Annotated in this window: 12 protein-coding genes; 4 read left to right on the top strand and 8 right to left on the bottom strand. The window is 69.7% G+C overall.

Features of this window, described 5'->3' with window-relative positions; genetic code table 11:
* Positions 1–8 precede the first annotated feature (8 nt).
* Entirely contained in the window at positions 9–377 is a 369-nt protein-coding gene (locus ACW7G3_RS04755; protein ID WP_456981411.1) for a DUF488 domain-containing protein, read from the bottom strand.
* 139 nt (positions 378–516) lie between these two features.
* On the opposite strand from ACW7G3_RS04755, the gene rmuC reads away from it, so the two are divergent.
* Positions 517–1,872: a DNA recombination protein RmuC gene (rmuC, locus tag ACW7G3_RS04750; RefSeq protein WP_456981828.1), complete on the top strand. Its 1,356-nt coding sequence runs from the start codon at positions 517–519 to the stop codon at positions 1,870–1,872.
* 124 nt (positions 1,873–1,996) lie between these two features.
* Here the strand turns inward: rmuC and ACW7G3_RS04745 are convergent, their stop codons facing one another.
* The 7 genes from ACW7G3_RS04745 to fabG form a co-directional block, all read right to left on the bottom strand.
* Positions 1,997–3,046 (bottom strand): MlaA family lipoprotein, encoded by a 1,050-nt coding sequence (locus tag ACW7G3_RS04745; RefSeq protein WP_456981827.1) that lies wholly within the window; start codon positions 3,044–3,046, stop codon positions 1,997–1,999.
* A gap of 90 nt (positions 3,047–3,136) precedes the next feature.
* Entirely contained in the window at positions 3,137–3,442 is a 306-nt protein-coding gene (locus ACW7G3_RS04740) for an STAS domain-containing protein (RefSeq protein WP_456974224.1), read from the bottom strand.
* A complete protein-coding gene (locus tag ACW7G3_RS04735; RefSeq protein ID WP_456981409.1) occupies positions 3,429–4,082 on the bottom strand; it encodes an MlaC/ttg2D family ABC transporter substrate-binding protein in 654 nt (217 codons plus the stop codon). The genes ACW7G3_RS04740 and ACW7G3_RS04735 overlap by 14 nt, the downstream gene beginning before the upstream one ends.
* A complete protein-coding gene (mlaD, locus tag ACW7G3_RS04730; protein ID WP_456981408.1) occupies positions 4,082–4,630 on the bottom strand; it encodes an outer membrane lipid asymmetry maintenance protein MlaD in 549 nt (182 codons plus the stop codon). The genes ACW7G3_RS04735 and mlaD overlap by 1 nt, the downstream gene beginning before the upstream one ends.
* Before the next feature lie 37 nt (positions 4,631–4,667).
* Positions 4,668–5,414 (bottom strand): MlaE family lipid ABC transporter permease subunit, encoded by a 747-nt coding sequence (locus tag ACW7G3_RS04725; RefSeq protein WP_456974218.1) that lies wholly within the window; start codon positions 5,412–5,414, stop codon positions 4,668–4,670.
* Entirely contained in the window at positions 5,414–6,202 is a 789-nt protein-coding gene (locus ACW7G3_RS04720) for an ABC transporter ATP-binding protein (protein WP_456981407.1), read from the bottom strand. Before ACW7G3_RS04720 ends, ACW7G3_RS04725 begins: the two co-directional genes overlap by 1 nt.
* A 136-nt stretch (positions 6,203–6,338) precedes the next feature.
* Entirely contained in the window at positions 6,339–7,094 is a 756-nt protein-coding gene (gene fabG / locus ACW7G3_RS04715) for a 3-oxoacyl-ACP reductase FabG (protein ID WP_456981406.1), read from the bottom strand.
* Positions 7,095–7,330: 236 nt separating this feature from the next.
* Between fabG and recC the strand changes: the two genes are divergently transcribed.
* From recC to recD, 3 genes are read left to right on the top strand one after another with little or no spacing between them, the layout of a single operon-like run.
* Positions 7,331–10,729: an exodeoxyribonuclease V subunit gamma gene (gene recC, locus ACW7G3_RS04710; RefSeq protein WP_456981404.1), complete on the top strand. Its 3,399-nt coding sequence runs from the start codon at positions 7,331–7,333 to the stop codon at positions 10,727–10,729.
* Positions 10,726–14,418, top strand: coding sequence for a UvrD-helicase domain-containing protein (locus tag ACW7G3_RS04705; protein WP_456981402.1), 3,693 nt, complete (start codon positions 10,726–10,728; stop codon positions 14,416–14,418). Before recC ends, ACW7G3_RS04705 begins: the two co-directional genes overlap by 4 nt.
* Positions 14,415–16,265, top strand: coding sequence for an exodeoxyribonuclease V subunit alpha (gene recD / locus ACW7G3_RS04700; RefSeq protein WP_456981401.1), 1,851 nt, complete (start codon positions 14,415–14,417; stop codon positions 16,263–16,265). The genes ACW7G3_RS04705 and recD overlap by 4 nt, the downstream gene beginning before the upstream one ends.
* Positions 16,266–16,346 lie beyond the last annotated feature (81 nt).

The following is a 16,346-nucleotide window of genomic DNA, read 5'->3' as shown; positions in this document are numbered from 1 at the left end:
GCGCGCTCCTACGAGGTGAGGTATTCCACCAGTGCTACGGCATTGTTGTGTTCGGTGTCGGCCGCACCAAACAGCAGCGTGACCCGCTTCGCCCCGCGCATCTCCTTGCGCAGCGCCTCAAGCCCGTCCGGGTTGTCGACCAGCTCCTTGAAGTAGCGCTCGCGGAATCCATCCCAGCGCTCCGGATCGTGGCCGAACCACTTGCGCAGCGCTTCGCTCGGCGCGATGTCTTTGACCCACGCATCCGCGGCCAGCTTCTCCTTCGATACACCGCGTGGCCACAGCCGGTCCACCAGGATCCGGCGGCCATCGCTTTCAGCGGCCGGTTCGCGCGCGCTCCGGGTGCGAAGCTCCCTCTTGTGGCTGGCCTGCGTCATGCCGCCAATATCGCGCGTCGTCCCGAAGGGCCGTGTGTACGGCCAAGGCCTGGGACCGAACTTGTCGCCGCCACACCAACCGCATCCGCCGTACAGGCGCAGCTGCTGAGACTGTGCTGGCTACACTGGGCGGATGGATATCCAGTCGCTGTCGTTGATCCTCATCCTGGTCCTGCTGGCGGCGGTGGTTGCGCTGCTGCTGGCGCTGTTGGCACGACGCCCCGGCGATGCGGCGGAACAGTTGGGGAGCACGCTGGAAGCCGCGCTGCGGGACGAGCAACGCGCCGGGCGCAGCGAGCTGCGCGAGCAGCTGGACAGCTTTTCGGCCAGCCAGGCCCAGCGGATGGACGGATTTGCCGAGCGCCTGACCGGATTCAGTGTCCGCACCGACCAGCGCCTGGACACCCTGCGCGAGTCGCTCACCGAGGATGCACGCAAGGCGCGCAGCGAGCTCACCGCCCAGCAGCAGCGCTTTGAACAGGCTTTCGGCCAGCGCCTGAGTGAGCTGACCCAACGCAACGAGCAGCGCATCGGCGAGATGCGCGACACCCTGGAAAAGCAGCTGCAGGCGCTGCAGGCGGACAATGCGCAGAAGCTGGATAAAATGCGCGAGACGGTGGACGAGAAACTGCAGTCCACCCTCAACACCCGCCTGGATTCTTCCTTCAAGCTGGTGTCCGAGCGGCTGGAGCAGGTGCAGCGCGGGCTGGGCGAGATGCAGCAGCTGGCCACCGGCGTGGGTGACCTGAAGCGGGTGCTGAGCAACGTCAAGAATCGTGGCGGCTGGGGCGAGGTGCAGCTGGAGAACATCCTCGAACAGGTGCTGATCGCCGAGCAGTACGAGCGCGAGGTGCGGGTGCGCCCGGGGTCCACTGAAGCGGTTGATTTCGCCATCCGCCTGCCCGGCCGCCGCGACGACGACACGCCGGTGTGGCTGCCGGTGGACTGCAAGTTCCCGAGCGAGGATTACGAGCGCCTGCTCGACGCCCAGGAGCAGGGTGACGTGGAGGCTGTGCGCACCAGCGGCAACCAGCTTGAGCGTGCGATCCGGGTGCAGGCGAAGTCGATCAGCGAAAAATACGTGGTGCCTCCGCACACCACCGACTTCGCGGTGATGTTCCTGCCCACCGAGGGGCTGTACGCCGAAACGATCCGGCGTCCGGGCCTGGTTGACCTTCTGCAGCGCGAGTTCCGCATCGTGGTGGCCGGTCCGACCACCTTTACCGCCCTGCTCAACAGCCTGCAGATGGGCTTTCGCACCCTGGCCATCGAACAGCGTTCAAGCGAGGTGTGGAAGCTGCTGGGCGCGGTCAAGAGCGAGTTCGGCAAGTTCGCCGGCGTGCTGGAAAAGACCCATGGCCAGCTTAATACCGTGCAGAACAGCATCAAGCAGGCCGGCGTGCGCACCCGCGCCATCGAACGCCAGCTCAAGGACGTGGAGTCACTGCCCGGGGTGGAAGCCGAGCAGCTGCTGGCCGAGGACGAAGAAGAGTAGGAGCGCGCCACGCGCGCGAAGCCGCGTGACGATAGGTATTCCGGTGGGGCTACGGATGCCTCGCCGTGGCCGAAGCCCCGCCCCAATGCCACGATTCACGCGGTTTCGCGCGTATGACGCGCTCCTACAGGTCGGGGATCTGGACGGGGATGGCGTCGGCGGGGACGGTGGGGTTGGCCTCGTCGTCCAGCAGATAATCCGGCAGCAGGTAATCCTCGTCCGCACTCCGGCGGTCGCCGTGGATCTGGTAGTTGCGCCGCTGCAGCCAGGCATCGCGCACCAGCGCGTATTCGTCCGCTGCGCCTTCGCGCATCCGGTCCACCGCCATCAGCTGGGTACGGATATCCACCAGCTGCAGGCCCTGCAGGCCGATGCGCACCGCGTCGTCGTCGATCTGCCGGGTCGGGGAAAGCGGCGCATCGCCAGCCAGTCCGAACACGTCACGCACCGTGCGCGGCCCGAACAGCGGCAGCTCCAGATAGCGCGAGCTCTCCCAGCCCCACAAGCCCAGCGTCTGACCGAAATCTTCGCTGCGGTTGGGGATGCTGGCGTCGGTGGCCGGATCGAAGATCCCGCCGATACCCAGCGTGGTGTTGATCACGAACCGGCCCAGCGACTGTCCGGCCTGCTTCGGCTTGCCCTGCAGCAGCGCGTTGACTGCGCTCACCGGCTGGCCGAGGTTGGAGAAGAAGTTGCTCACGCCCAGCCGCACCGGCCGCGGCACCGCACGCACATAGGCGCGCGCCAGCGGCAGCGCCACCGTGCGGTCCACGGCGTTGTTGAAGCGGTGCATGCGCCGGTTGAACGGCTCCCACGGGTCGTAGCTGACCGGCATCTGCGCCGAAGGGGGCAGGGTGGGGTCGGCGATCGGGTCGTAGACCTCTTCGCCGTAGATCGCGGCGAAGTCCAGCTCTTCCTGGGTCGGTGCGAGGGTGGCATCTTCCGGAACGGCCGGGGCAGTGGCCTCGACCGGCTCTGCGGTATCCACGGTCGCTACAGCAGTGGCGGCCTCGGCAGCGATGGCGTCGGTCGCAATAGCCGTTTCCACAGCTGTCGGATGACTGGTTTCCAGCATCGGATCGGTGATGACAACCGTCGCTTCGGCCGGCGCGGCTGGCGGCGCATCGCTGCGCACCTGGCTGCCGCCCGCGCACGCGGACAGCGCGAGCGCCATGGCCAGCGTCGCCGTGGGGGCCAGCGTGCGATACAGGGGGAAGGGTTGGGTGGTCACAAAGCGGTGCCGTTGGGGGAAGTGGGGGCCGATCTATTGCGGCAGCTGGCCGCCGCCGAATTCCAGCGAAGGCGACAGCCGGTAGGCAGCGCGCAGTTCATCCAGCCCCGCTGGGCTGCCGCTCAGGGCCAGTCCGCCGCCGCGTGCGGACAGGGCCGACAGCAGGGCCAGGCCGGCGCTGTCGATGCGCGGCACCGCCGCCAGATCCAGGCTGCGGGCGCCTTCCAGCGCGGCCACGGCCTGGGGCCACAGGCCGCCGATACGGTCGCGTACCAGGGCGCCGGTGAACACCACCGCGTCGTCCTGGCGACGGACCGAAACGGACTCAGAGCCCGGCATCAACCTGGACCCGGCCGCCGCGCAGCTCATCGGCCACCTGGCGGATCGACTTGTTCTGCAGCTGGTTGTCGAACTGGCGGCGGAAGGTGCTGACGAAGCTCACGCCTTCCACCTGCACGTCGAACACCTTCCACGTGCCGCCGCCCTGGCGCATCAGGAAGGTGACCGGGATCGGCTCGCCGCCCTGGCGCAGCAGCTCGCTGGCCACACGCACGCCGAGCCCGCGCGGCAGCGCCGTTTCGGTCACGATCCGCGCCTGCAGGCGGGTGTTGAAGTCCAGCAGCGAGGCACCGTAGCGGCGCAGCAGGCTGTCGGCCAGCGCATCGGCGAAATAGGCGATCTCGGCGTCATCGGCGCCGCGGCCGTGGCGGCCCAGCACCTGGCGGGCGGCGTAGTCGCGGTCAAACATGGTCTCGAACTCGGACCGCACGAAGGCTTCCAGCGCGCTCGGGTCGCGCTGGAACTCGTCGCGACGGCTTTCAAGCGTCGTCAGCACGCGCTGGGTGTTGTCCAGCACCAGCTGGCTGGGCGTGCCCTGGGTCTGGGCCGCGCCGGCCGGGTTGGCCTGGGCGAACACCAGCGAAGGGGCCGCGGCCAGCAGGGCCGAGCCCAGGATCAGGGGAAAAATGTGCTTTTTCATCAGTTCTGCTCCTCGGGGGAGGGAAGCGGTTCGGGGGCAAAGATGTCGTTGCTGTCGGGCGCAGTTTGCCCGCTGTCACCTTCGGGGCCGCTGAACATGTAGCGGCCGACCATCTGGATCAGGTCCACTGCGGGCGTGGTGTAGGCGATTTCCTCGCCCGGCTGCAGCGATTCCAGGTCGCCGCCCGGCTGCAGGTCCACGTAGCTTTCGCCCAGCAGCCCGCCGGTGAGGATGGTGGCCGAGGTGTCGATTGGCAGCTCGTCGTAGCGGCTGTCGATGTCCAAGGTGACGATGGAATCGAACCGCACCGGATCCAGGGCAATGCTGCCGACCCGGCCGATGGTTACCCCGCCCACCTTCACCGGCGCCTGCGGCCGCAGCTGGCCCAGGTCGGTGAAGCGTGCGTTGAGCTCATAGGTATCAATGCCAAAGCCCAGGCTGAAGCGGTTGTTGGTGGACGCGATCGCCAGCACCAGCAGCGTGGCCAGGGCCAGCAGCAGGAAGGCGCCGACGGCGAATTCGAGGCGGGGGCCACGGGAGCGGCTCATGCGGTTGTCTCCATATGGGACATAAGAATTTGGGACATCAGAACAGGAAGGCGGACAGGGCGAAGTTGAACATCAGCACCAGCAGCGAGGCGTTCACCACCGCGCGGGTGGTGGCCACCGAGGTGCCCTCGATGGTCGGCTCGGCGTGGTAGCCCACGTAGGAGGCCACCAGCGCCGCAGTGCCGCCGAACACGGCGGACTTGATGAAGGCGTTGACGAAATCGTTGCGGAAATCCACCGCGTCCTGCATCTGCTGCCAGAACATGCCCGAGTCGATGCCCAGCACCTGCACGCCCTGGAACCAGCTGGTGGCAATCGCAAAGCTGCAGAAGAACCCGGTCAGCAGCGGCACCGTGATCACCGCCGCCCAGAAGCGCGGGGCGACCGTCTTGGCCACCGGGTCGATCGCCATCAGCCCCAGCGCGGTGATCTGGTCGGTGGCGCGCATCAGCCCCAGCTCGGCGGCAATCGACGAGCCCGCCCGGCCCACGAACAGCAGCGCGGTCAGCACCGGCGCCAGCTCGCGGTACAGGCCCAGGCCAATCAGGATGCTGACCTGGTTGGTGGCGCCGAAGGTCTCCAGCCCGCGGAAGGCGAGCAGGGTCAGCGACAGGCCGACGAAGGCGCCGCCCACGGCGATGATCGGCAGCGAGCGGCCGCCGATCTTGTAGATCTCGCGCACCAGCTCGGCGAAGAAATCCGCGGTCGGCTTCGACGCGCGCAGCACCGACAGCGAGAACAGGCCCGCGCGGCCGACGGAACGTGTGGCTTCTGCGAACGGCATCAGGCGGCCCTTTCCCGCGGCGCGGAGTCGAAGGCGATGGGTCCGTCCGGCCGGCCGTCCAGGAACTGGCGCACCAGCGGATCGGCAGTTTCGTGCAGCTCGGTCGGCGTGCCGTTGAACACGATGCGGCCATTGGCCAGCACCACCGCGCGGTCGGCGATCGCCAGGCTTTCGCGCACGTGGTGGGTCACCACGATGCTGGTCAGGCCCAGGGTGCTGTTCAAGCGCGCGATCAGCCCGATGATCACCCCAATCGCGATCGGGTCCAGCCCGGTCAGCGGCTCGTCGTACAGCATCAGCGGCGGATCCAGCGCCAGCGCCCGGGCCAGCGCCACGCGCCGGGCCATGCCGCCGGACAGCTCACGCGGATACAGGTGCCCCGCCGTGCGCAGGCCCACCGCGTGCAGCTTCATTTCCACCAGCCGTTCCAGCACCGGGCCGGCCAGCTTCGTGTGGGTCTGCAGCGGCAGGGCGATGTTCTCGGCCGCGGTCAGGTCGGTCAGCAGGCCATTGTTCTGCAGCAGCATGCCAATGCCCTTGCGCAGCTCCAGCAGCGGGCGCTGCTTGTGCGGCACCTGCTGGCCCAGCACCTCAATGCTGCCCGCGGAAATCGGCAGTTCACCGGTCATCGCCGCCAGCAGGGTCGACTTGCCGCAGCCTGACGGCCCCAGCACCGCGGTGATGCTGCCGCGCGGCACGGCCAGGTCGATATCGGACAGGATCGTGCGCGGCCCGCGGTCAAGGCGGACACCGGAGAGGCGCACGGCGATGTCGGAGTTCTCGGGCATTTGGCAGGCCGGTGTGTGCAGCGCGGTTGACCGCGCAGGATTGCAGATGGTTACTGAACGCAGGGCCCGTATTGTACCGGCCAGTACAGCAACCTCCGTCCCGCCGGGCGGGACGGAGCGTCGCGCCGCGACTGCGCTACAGCAACGCTTCGGGCGATTCCGGCAGGATCTGCCCGCCGTCGACGATGATCGTCTGTCCGGTGATGAACGCCGCCTCGCGCGATGCCAGGAACGCCACCGCGTGGCCGATGTCCTCCGGCGTGCCCAGCGTGTGGGTGGGAATGATCGCGCGCTGCTGGTCCAGGTAGGCCTCGCCCTGTGCCGCCAGGCCGTCGGTGAGGATGTTGCCGGGCTGCACCGCGTTCACCGTGATGCCGCGGTTGGCGTATTCCAGCGCCGCGCTGCGCATGAAGCCCAGCTGCGCCGCCTTGCTCGCGCCGTAGTGGCTCCAGCCGGGGAAGCCTGTGATCGGCCCGGTGATCGACGAGGTGATCACCACCCGCCCGTAGCCGCGCGGCGCCATCGCCTTCAGCGCCGCCTGCACCACGAAGAACATGCTTTTGACGTTGACCGCCTGCATGTGGTCCCAGTCGGCCTCGGTCATCTCCTCGAGCGTGGCCTGGGGGAAGATGCCGGCGTTGGAGGCGAGGATGTCGAGCTGGCCGGACTCCTCCACAATCTCCGCCACCACCGCCTGCACCCGCGCCTGGTCGGTCACGTCCAGCGGCTTGAACACGCCGCCGATGTCATTCGCCGTGGTCGCGCCGGCGTCCGCGTCGATGTCGGCCACCACCACCTTCGCCCCGGCCTTGGCCAATACCGTGGCAATGCCCTGGCCGATGCCCGCAGCGCCGCCGGTGACCAGCGCCACCTGTCCTGACAGATCGAACATGCTTCTGCTCCTGTTGCGCCAAGTACGCCCGGGACCATCCTAACCCTCGCGTAGGAGCGCGCCATGCGCGCGAAACCGCGTGACACCTGGCCATGCCGCGGGGGCGTCGGTCATGGCGAACCGCCCGACTCCTCCCCGCGAAACATGATCCACGCGGCTTCGCGCGCATGGCGCGCTCCTACATAAAACCGCTGTCTCCGGAATTGCGATTGGCGTCCGGCACAATGGCCGCATCCATGACCACGCCTCCTGCGCCCGACTTCCGCCTCTACCACTCCAATTCGCTGGAGGTGCTGGCGGGAGTGCTGGCCGACATCCTGCGCACGCCCGCTCCCGGCGCGTCGCCGCTGGCGCCGGATATCGTGCTGATCCCGCAGGTGGCCATGCGCCGCTGGCTGCAGGCCACCCTGGCCGCGCGCCACGGCGTGGCGGCCAACATCGAGTTCCTCACCCCGGGTGAGTTCCTCGGCAATGCGCTGAAGGCCAACCTCGGCCCCAGCGAGGATGAGCTGGATCCCGAAACCCTGCACTGGCCGCTGTACGCCGCGCTGACCGATCCCGCGCTGCTGGCCAAGCCGGCGATGGCTGCGATCGCCGCCCACGTGCAGGGCAACGATCCGCTGCGCGCCTGGTCACTGGCCGGGGAGCTGGCGCAGGTGTTCGGCAAGTACCAGGCCTGGCGCCGCGACTGGCTGCTGCGCTGGGAAGGCGGCGCCGATCCGGATGATCCGCAGTCCATCCTGTGGCGCCGGATCGCGCGCGGGCACAACCATCGCGCGCGCCGCATCCAGCAGTACCTCGACCGCTTCGAAGGCGCGGAGCGGCCCCTGCCCAAGGGCCTGCCCACGCGGCTGCTGGCCTTCGCCACCCTCAACGTCTCGCCCGACGTGCTGCGGGTGATCGCCACCCAGGCCCGCGCCGGCACCCTGCACTGCTTCGTGCCCACGCCGGTAAAGGACTACTGGGGCGACCTGCAGCGGGTGCGCGCGCTGCCGGAAGCGGCCTGGCTGGAAGCGGGCAGCGGGCTGCTGGCCGAAGATGAAACCCCGCTGCTGCGCGCCTGGGGCGCGGCGGGCGTCGACTTCATGCGCCTGGTCGGCAACTACGAGGTGATCCACGCCTCGGCGGAAATCCACGCCCATGCCGACCCGGGCCAGGGCGGTGGCGCGCTGCACGGCAGCCTGCTGCGGCGGCTGCAGTCGGACCTGTATCACCGTCGTGGCGCGCCCGGCTGGCCGCTGCGCGAGGCGGTGGACCGCACCGACCCCAGCCTGCAGCTGCACGCCTGCCACACCCGCCTGCGCGAACTGCAGGTGCTGCGCGACCAGCTGCGCGCGCTGTTCGATGACGAGCGCTTCGACCCGCCGTTGCAGCCGCGCGAAGTCGCGGTGCTGGCGCCGGATATCGATCCCTACCTTCCGTACCTGGAAGCGGTGTTCGGTGGTCGTGGGGAAGCGGCTTCAGGACAAGCCATCCCCTATGCACTGGCCGACGCCAGCCCGCTGGCCAACGAACCGCTGGCCGAAGTGTTCGTGCGCCTGCTGGCGCTGCCGGTGTCGCGCTTTGGCCTGCACGAAACGCTGGACCTGCTGGCCAGCCCCGCGCTGGCCGAGGCCAACGGCCTGGACGCGCCCGCGATCGAGCGGCTGCAGGCCTGGCTGGAGGCAGCCGGCGCGCGCTGGGGCCTGGATGGCGCCCACCGCGCCCGCTTCGACGCGCCCGAGGATGACGCCTATACCTGGGCCTTCGCCCTCGATCGCCTGCTGCTCGGCCACGCCAGCGGCAGCGATGCGCTGATTCGCGCGAACGACGGCCGCCTCGTGGCCCCGCTGCCGGACCTTGAAGGCAGCGCGCTGGACGCGCTGGATACCCTGGTCCGCCTGCTGCGCGTGCTCGCCCGCTACGCCAGGGTGCTGGGCGAGGCGATGCCGCCGGCGCAGTGGCGCGAACGCCTGCTGGAATTGCTCGAAGCGCTGCTGCCCAAGCCGCCCACCAGCCCGGCCAGCCAGCGTGCGCTGGACCGGCTGCGCACGCTGGTGGACGAGTTCGCCAAGACCGCGGAGCGCGCCGACTTCGATGCGCCGGTGCCTGCCGAAGCCGTGCGCGCCCACTTCGGCGCCGTGCTGGGCGAGGCCGACGTGCGCGCGCCGCTGCTCACCGGCGGGGTCAGCATCGCGCGCATGGTGCCGATGCGGTTGCTGCCGTTCCGGGTGATCTGCGTGCTGGGCATGAACGACGCCGAATTCCCGCGCCGTGATGCTGCCCCCGGCCTCAACCGCCTCACCGCGGAACTCGGCACCGACAAGCGCCGCGCCGGCGACCGCTCCACCCGCGATGACGACCGCTTCCTGTTCCTGCAGCTGTTCACTGCCGCCCAGGATGTGTTCTACGTGAGCTGGCAGGGCGCCGACCCGCGCGACGGCAGCCGGCGCGAGCCGTCGGTGCTGGTATCGGAGCTGATCGACGCCGCCGTCGGCCAGCACGCATCGGATACGGAAGAAAAGGTGGCCGATGCGCTGGTGGTGCAGCATCCGCTGCAGCCGTTCTCGCCGGAAGCCTTTGGCTCGGCCAACGAGCCGCGCCGCTTTTCCTATCACGCCCGCTGGCAGCAGGCCGCCGCCGGTGCCGTCGACCGGCGGGTGGCGCTGCCACCGTGGTTCGTGGGCGATCCGTTCGCGCCGGGCGAGGCCGAGCCGGAGCTGTCGATCAGTGCGCTGCGGCGCTTCCTGCTGCACCCGGCCGAAGAGCTGCTCGCCCGCATGGGCATGCGACTCATCGAGATCGAAGAGCACGGCGACGACCTGGAGCCGCTGGCCGCGCCCGGCGGCGGGCTGGAGCGCAGCGTGCTGCAGCGCGAGCTGTTCGACGAACTGCTGCGCGGTCGCGACGATGCCGCCATCCACGCCTCGCTGCGGGCTCGCGGCCTGCTGCCGTCGGGGGCGTCCGGGCGCCGGGTGCTGGCCGACCAGCGCGAGCTGCTGGCGCCGTGGCTGGACGCGTTCTCGCAGTGGCGTGGGGATTCGGAACCGGGATCGGTGTTGGCTGAAGTGGAGATCGACGGCGTGCGTGTGCACGGGCGCATCCAGGATGCATACCCGCACGGCATCGCGCGCATGCGCTTCGGCAAACTCAACGGGCCGAGCGTGATTCGCAGCGGCCTGGACTGGCTGCTGGCGCGCGCGGCCGGTATCAACCTGCCGCTGGTGGAATTCTTCGACGGCGGCCGCGCGGGTCCTGGCCCGTTCGAGCGTCCGGAGCTGTCGACGGTCGATGCACGTAACGCACTGCGCGAACTGCTCGCGCTGCGCGCCCAGGGCCTGCGCGAACCGCTGCCGTACGCGCCCTACAGCGGCTGGGCGTTATACAACGGCGCCGAGAATCTGGAGCGCGGGGTAAAAGCCGCGCGCAGCCAGTGGCACGGCAGCGGCGGCGGCTTTGCCGAAGGGCACGGCGACGCACTGCGCCAGGCCCTGCGCGGCTGCGATCCCTTTGCCGATCAGGACACCCTGCAGCGCTTCGTCGATTCCGCCCTGCTGGTGTTCCTGGCCCTGCGCGACGGCAAGGTCCATGGCGGCCTCGACCCCGACGCGCTCCACGGCCTGGCCGAACGCTTCGAACCGGAGGACAGCGAGTGAGCGCGCCGCAGGACCCGTATCTGACCCAGCCGCTTGAGGGCGTCTACGCCATCGAGGCCTCGGCCGGCACCGGCAAGACCTTCACCCTGGCCACCCTGCTGGCGCGGCTGGTGCTGGAGCGCGGCCTCGGGGTAGGGCAGATCCTTGCCGTGACCTTCACCGAAGCCGCCACCCAGGAGCTGCGCGCGCGGGTGCGTCAGCGCCTGGTGCTGGCCGCCGAAGTGGCCGCAGGCCTGTCCATGGAGGCCTCGCCCGAGGCCGACCTGATGCGCACCCTGATCGAAGCGCATAGAGAGCGTAGCGGCGAATCCAGCACCGCCGTCCGTCGCCGCCTGCGTACGGCGGCGAACGACATCGACATGGCCGCCATCTTCACCATCCACGGCTTCTGCGCCCGGGTGCTGCGCGAGCACGCGCTGGAAAGCGGGCAGGGCTTTGATCCGCCCGAACTGCTGGCCAGCGATGCGGAGCTGCGGGCCGGCATTGCCGCCGACCTGTGGCGCTCGCACGCGGTGGATGCCGCCAGCGTCGACGACCTGTACGCACTGTGGCCGCAGGGTCCCGACGCGCTGGCCAAGGATCTTTCCCCGCTGGTGCGCGAACCGGTGCTGCTGCCCCCGCCGCCGGCCTCGCTGCCCGATCCGGGCCCGATGCTGCAGGCCGCCGCGCAGGTCTTCGCCGAAGCCGCGCGCAGCCATGGCGACGGCTTCCGTGATGAACTGCTGCGCGCGGTGGAAGGCAAGGTGCTGCATGGCGGCAGCTACAAGGCCGAATGGATCCAGGAGCTGTTCACCCAGCTTGCCCGCTGGTGCGACCGTGGTGACCACGGCTCCCGCTTCCATCACGACAAGCTGGAGCAGCTGCACCGCGACACCCTGCTCAAGCGCACCAGCAAGGCCGGCGCCGGGCGCACCCCGGATTCGCCGCTGTGCGATGCGGTGGCGGAGTACGCCGCCGCATTGGCCGAGGTCGACCGCCTGCGCGAAGCGCGCCAGGTGGCCCTGCTGCACCGCCTGCGCGATGACGCCCGCCGCCGCATGCTTCGTCACAAGCAGCAGGCGCGGGTGCTGACCTATGACGACCTGATTGACCGCGTGGCCGATGCGCTCGAAGGCGAACACGGCGACGCCCTCGCCGAGCGCCTGCGCGGGCAGTACCGCATCGCCCTGGTGGACGAGTTCCAGGACACCGACCCGCGCCAGTGGCTGATCTTCAACCGCGTGTTTGGTGCCGACAGCCCGGAGCCGGCGCTGTTCCTGATCGGCGATCCCAAGCAGGCCATCTACGGCTTTCGCGGTGGCGATGTGGAGACCTACCTGGCCGCCCGCGAGACCGCTTACATGGCGCCGCCGCTGTCGCACAACTTCCGCTCGCGTCCCGCCGTGCTCGGCAGCATAGAAGCGCTCTACAGCCAGGCCCAGGCCGCGCACGAAGCCGACCGGGACAACATCGCCCCGCCTTTCATCGACCCGCGCATCCAGTTCCATCCGGTGCAGCCCGGCGGCGCGCGCGATGACGTCGAATACCAGCGCAATGGCGCACCCGCCCCGGCGCTGACCCTGTGGCAGGCGCCGCAGCCGACGGAGACAGACCGCAGCGGCAACCTGAAACCCCACAGCTCGCCCCAATCGCGCGAACTCGCCACCCAGGCCTGCGTGGCCGCGATCCACTGCGTGCTCACCGATGCCCGCGAAGGGCGCGCCACCATCAACGGCGAGCCGGTGCGGCCCGGCGACATCGCCGTGCTGGTGCGCAAGCACAGCGAAGCCATCCTGATCCGCGACGCGCTGGCCGCGGTCGGCATCCCGGCGGTGGCCGCAGGCAAGCAGAGCCTGTTCGCCACCCCGGAAGCGCGCGAGCTGCACACCCTGCTGCAGGCGCTGGTGCACGGCGCCGACGACCGCCGCCTGCGCGCTGCGCTGGCCACCGTGCTGGTGGGCGAGGACGCGCACGCCATCGCTGTGCTCGATGCCGAAGGCGCCACCCTGCAGCAAAAGCAGCTGGAAGCCCTGGCTTGGCGCGAGCGCCTGCAGCGCGGCGGCCCGCTGGCGCTGATTGGCGAGCTGTGCGCCCACAGCGCCCCGCGCCTGCTCGGCCTGATGGACGGCGAGCGCCGTCTCACCAACTACCTGCAGCTGGCCGAGCAATTGCAGGAAGCCCAGCGCAACGCCCTGGGCCTGCACGGCCTGCTCGACTGGCTGGCCCGCGCCATCGCCGAGGCCAGCGCCGACGACGAAGCCCAGCAGCTGCGGCTGGAATCCGACGCCCGCCGCGTGCAGGTGGTCACCCTGCACAAGAGCAAGGGCCTGGAATACCCGTTGGTGTTCCTGCCCTACGTCGGCATTGGCGGCATGCCCCGCAGCCCCGGCCGCAAGGTAACCGTGCACGGCGATGACGGCCGCGTGCTGCACTGGAAACTGCAGGAAGAGCACAGCGGCTGGAAGGAAGCCGCTGAAGCCTGGAAGCGCAGCGAGCGCGCCGAAGACGCGCGCCTGCTCTACGTCGGCCTCACCCGCACCCGCGACGCCCTGTGGCTGGCGACGGGCATGTTCTATTGCCACCAGCAGTCGCCGCTGTGGACCATGGTGTCCGACCCCGAAGCGCTGGCCGCGCGCGCGCCGGATGCCATTGCCATCGACGCCGCGCTGCCGCCTGTGCAGCTGCCATGGCTTGGCGCCGAAACCGTGGAAGAGGTCCCAGCCGCCCGCACCACGAAGCGCACGCTCGCCAGCGACTGGTGGGTCTACAGCTTCACCCAGCTGGCCAACGCCGACGCTGGCCACGATCTCTCCACCGCCGCCACCCAGCCTGCCGCCGGGGGCCGCGACGAGCCGGAAGACAACCCGGAAGCCGCACCCGCCGATGCCGCCGATTTCGACCCGCGCTTCGGCGGCGCCCGCTTCGGCGTGGTGCTGCACGACTCGTTCGAAAACGCCGACTTCGCCGCCTGGCACGCCTGGCGCCCCGGCGACGACGCCCCGGAAGGCGAGCGCAAGAAGATCACCGATGCCCTGGGCAAGGGTGGCTATGCCGAGGCCGACATGGACGACGGCGTGGCCGCGATCGTGCCCATGATCGGCCACACCCTCACCGTCCCTCTGCCAGAAGGAATCACGCTCGCGGCCGTGCCCGAGGAGAACCGCCGCCCGGAGATCGAGTTCCAGTTCGCCCTCGCGCCCACCCGCGTCGATGCGCTGCTCTCCCTGCTGCATCGCCACGGCCTGCTCACCGCGCGGCAGGGCTTTGGCATGCGCCGCAGGCTGGAAGGCCTGATGACCGGCCTCATCGATCTCACCTACGTGCATGAGGGCCGCTGGTACGTGCTCGACTACAAATCCAACCGCCTGCCCGGCTACGCCCCCGCGCAGCTGGAGGAGGCCATGGCGCACAGCGAATACCACCTGCAAGCGCTGATTTACACCCTCGCCCTGCACCGCTGGCTGCGCTTCCGTTTGGGCGACGGGTACGAGTACGCCCGTGATTTTGGCGGTGCCCGCTATGTGTTTTGTCGCGGGGTGGAGGGGTCTCGCGAAGACGCGAAGGGCGCGAAGGGTGGGCAGGAAGGGGGAGGGCAGTCCGTGCAGGGCGCGCAGGCAGCGAAGGGCATCCAGGCTTGGCGCTTCGATCCCGACCTCGTCCACGCGCTCGATGCCCTGTTCGCCGGCGAAACCAGCGAGGCGGTGGCATGAGCCTGTTGAACGCACTCGTGAAATCCGGCGCGCTGCGCCCATTGGACCAGGCGCTGGCGCACAGCCTGCGCCGGCTGGATCCGGACACGCCGGATGCCGTGCTGGCCGCGGCCGCCCTGGCCTCGCTGGCCGTCGCCGCCGGCCATGCCGGCTTCGACCCGGCCGACCCGCAGCGCCGGGTGGACGAGCCCATCGACTGGCCCACGCCCGACGCCTGGCGCCAGGCGCTGGAATCCTCGCGCTGGGTCGCCTGTCCAGAGGCCGGCGACGCCGAATCCGCCGCCGACGCCCCGCTCGTGTTCGAGCACGGCCTGGTCTACCTGCGCCGCTACCGCGAGTACGAGCGCCGCCTGGCCGAAGGCCTGCGCCGGATCGGCAGCGCCGTGCCGCATTCGCATGCAGAAGACGATGGCGACGACGCACAGGTTCCCGCACACCTTGCCGACCTCTTTGCCCAGCTCTTCCCCGACGCCGCCACCGGCGACGATCTGCAATCCCGCGCCGCCGCCGCCGCCCTCCACCACAGCCTGCTGCTGGTCACCGGCGGCCCCGGCACCGGCAAGACCACCACCATCACCCGCATGCTGGTGCTGCTCGTGGCGCAGGCACTGCAAGCCGGCACCGCGCCGCCGCGCATCGCCCTGGCCGCACCCACCGGCCGCGCCGCCGAGCGCATGGCCGAGAGCGTGCGCAACGCCATGCAGGCGCTGACCGCCCTTGGCGTCGACCCCGTCCTGTGCGCCCACCTGCCCACCGCCGGCACCACCCTGCACCGCCTGCTCGGCACCATCCCCGACAGCCCCACCTTCCGCCACCACGCCGACAACCCGCTGCCGCTCGACGTGGTGGTGGTGGACGAAGCCTCCATGATCGACCTGCCGCTGATGGCCAAGCTGGTCGAAGCCGTGCCCGACGGCGCCCGCCTGGTTCTGCTCGGCGACCCCGACCAGCTCCCCTCAGTCGAAGCCGGCGACGTCCTAACCGGCATCCTCGCCGCCGCCAACGCCTTCCCCGTAGGAGCGCGCCATGCGCGCGAAGCCCCCGCCCCATCGGCCACCAACGCCACCTTCCCCGCCCACCACATCCACCTCACCCGCGGTTACCGCCAAAGCTCCACCCTCGACCTGGCCCCCCTGGCCACCGCCGTGCGCGAAGGCGACAGCGACACCGCCCTCTCACTCCTCCGCAGCGGCACCCTCTCCGGCGTCCACTTCCACGAAGGCAACGCCGACCCGCTGCAAACCCACCGCGACCACCTCCTCGCCCACTGGACCTCGCTCGCCGAAGCCGGCAACCCCGCCGAAGCCCTCGCCAACGCCAACCGCCTGCGCATCCTCACCGCCGTACGCGAAGGCCCGCAGGGCGCCCGCGGCCTCAACGCCCGCATCGAGGAGCTGCTCGCCGGCACCCGCCGCGGCGCCGGCCCGGCGTCAGCCGGCAGCCGCTACTTCCACGGCCGCCTGCTGCTGATCACCGAAAACAGCTATCGCCATCGTCTGTTCAATGGCGACATCGGCATCTGCCTGCGCGATGACAGCGGCACGTTGATGGCGTGGTTTCCTGGCGATGACCCGAGCAATCCACGGCCGTTCCACCCCGCCGCGCTGCCGGCGCATGACAGCGCGTTCGCGATGACGGTGCACAAAGCGCAGGGGAGTGAGTTTGATGAGGTGTGGCTGGTGCTACCAGAGCGCTTCAACCGCGTGCTGTCGCGGGAGCTGGTGTACACAGGTGTGACCCGCGCGCGGAGTGCCTTACATCTGACGGGGAGGACAGACGTCATTAGGAATGCATTGAAACAGCATGCAGGTCGTTGGTCGGGCTTGGAGCCAAGACTGTGTCCATAGTCAAACGAGGGCTATATTGGTACGTGGATGCAGACGGGAGTACTTGAGATTTTTCAAACCGAATACCGCACGTGCCAAATT

This window comes from Luteimonas sp. A478 (assembly GCF_054052025.1).
The sequence above is the reverse complement of the archived record's forward strand: the minus strand, read 5'-3'. Positions and strand labels throughout refer to the sequence as shown.